2 protein-coding genes are annotated in these 2087 nt (G+C 73.0%); both read right to left on the bottom strand.

Annotated elements, in window-relative coordinates:
* A partial coding sequence (locus tag AB0J52_RS37695) for a phenylalanine--tRNA ligase subunit beta (RefSeq protein ID WP_500187762.1) occupies nt 1–1322 on the bottom strand: 1322 nt, incomplete at its 3' end.
* Nucleotides 1322–2087: phenylalanine--tRNA ligase subunit alpha (gene pheS / locus AB0J52_RS37690; protein WP_500187760.1), on the bottom strand; the 766-nt coding region annotated here is incomplete at its 5' end. The genes pheS and AB0J52_RS37695, both read right to left, overlap by 1 nt.

The following is a 2087-nucleotide window of genomic DNA, read 5'->3' as shown; positions in this document are numbered from 1 at the left end:
CAGCCGACCTGCTCCAGCCGGCGGACGACCGTCGCGCGGTCGTAGGCGACGCCCGCGACCCGCGCCGGGTGCCCGGCGGACATCGCGATCGTGCGCGGCTCGACCGCGGCCTCGGCGTGCGTGACACCCGGGACGATCTCCGCGCCGCCCAGCTCGGCCAGCATCCGCGCCGCACGCGCGGACGCGTACAGCGGCAGCTCGCGGTCGACGCCGCGCTCGAACCGGTAGGACGCCTCGCTGTGCAGCTTGTGCCGGCGGGCCGTCCGCGCGACCGCGACCTCGTCGAAGTGCGCGGCCTCGATCACCACGTCGGTCGACTTCTCGTCGATCTCGGTGCTGAGCCCGCCCATCGTCCCGGCCAGGCCGACCGGCCCGGACGCGTCGGTGATCAGCAGGTCCTCGGCGTCGAGCTTGCGCTTGACGTGGTCGAGGGTCTCCAGCCGCTCCCCCGCCGCGGCGCGCCGCACCACGATCGGCCCGTCCAGCTTGGCCCGGTCGAAGGTGTGCAGCGGCTGGCCGAGCTCCAGCATCACGTAGTTCGCGACGTCCACGGCGAGCGACACCGGACGGACCCCGGCGCGGAACAGCCGCACCCGCATCCACAGCGGCGTCTCGGCGGACGGGTCGAACCCGCGCACCTCGCGCAGCACGAACCGGTCGCAGCCGGACGCGTCGCCGATCGACGCCGGGTACACCTCGCCGGAGCCCTCGGGCAGCTCGACGTCGGCAGGGTCGCGGAACGGCACGCCGTAGGCGGTCGCGGCCTCGCGGGCGATGCCGCGGATCGACAGCGCGTAGCCGCGGTCCGGGGTGACGGCGATGTCGAGGACGTCGTCGCGCAGGCCGAGCAGCTCCATGGCGTCCACGCCGACGGCGGTCTCCGGCGGCAGCACCAGGATGCCGTCGTGGTCGTCGCCGATCGCCAGCTCGCGGACCGAGCAGATCATGCCCTCGGACATGTGCCCGTAGGTCTTCCGCGCGCCGATCTTGAACCCGCCGGGCAGCTCGCCGCCCGGCAGGATCACCACGACGTGGTCGCCGACCGCGAAGTTCGTCGCGCCGCAGATGATCTGCTGCGGCTCACCGGTGCCGTTGGCGTCGCCGACGTCCACCGTGCAGAACCGGATCGGCTTCTTGAAGCCGGTCAGCTCCTCGATGGTCAGCACCTCGCCGACCACCAGCGGGCCGACGACGTCGGCGCCCGCGCGCTCGACGGTCTCGACCTCCAGGCCCGCGTCGATCAGCCTGGCGGCCAGCTCGCGGCCGGTGATCCCCTCGGGCAGCTCGACGTGCTCGCGCAGCCAGGAAAGCGGGGCCCGCATCAGATCTCCATCCCGAACGGAAGGGTGAACCGGACGTCGCCCTCCACCATGTCGTGCATGTCCTCGACGCCGTGCCGGAACATCAGCGTCCGCTCGACGCCCAGGCCGAACGCCCAGCCGCTGTACCGGCTCGTGTCGATGCCGCAGGCCACCAGCACGCGCGGGTTGACCATGCCGCAGCCGCCCAGCTCGATCCAGCCCTCCGAGGAGCAGGTGCGGCACGGCTCGCCGCCCGGCTCGGCCGAGGCCCCGTGGCACACGAAGCACTGCATGTCCACCTCGGCGGACGGCTCGGTGAACGGGAAGTAGGACGGCCGGAACCGCGTCTTCAGGCCGCCGCCGAACATGCCGGTGACGAACGCGTCGATCGCGCCGCGCAGGTCGGCCATCGTCAGGCCCTCGTCCACCGCCAGGCCCTCGAGCTGGTGGAAGACCGGGGCGTGCGTCGCGTCCAGCTCGTCGGTGCGGAAGGTGCGGCCCGGCGCGACCACGTAGACCGGCAGCTCGCGCGAGAGCAGGGAGCGGACCTGCACCGGCGAGGTGTGCGTGCGCAGCACCAGGTCGGACTCCTCCGACTCCACGAAGAAGGTGTCCTGCATGGACCGCGCGGGGTGGTCGGGCTTGAAGTTCAGCGCGTCGAAGTTGAACCAGCCCGCCTCGACCTCCGGGCCCTCGGCGACCTCGAAGCCCATGGCGACGAACACGTCGGCCATCCGCTCCTGGAGCGTGGTCAGCGGGTGCCGCGCGCCGCGCGGCGCGCGGTCC

The sequence above is a fragment of the Spirillospora sp. NPDC049652 genome, from assembly GCF_040675125.1.
In the GTDB taxonomy this organism is placed as follows: domain Bacteria; phylum Actinomycetota; class Actinomycetes; order Streptosporangiales; family Streptosporangiaceae; genus Spirillospora.
This window is presented reverse-complemented; position numbering and strand designations above follow the sequence as displayed.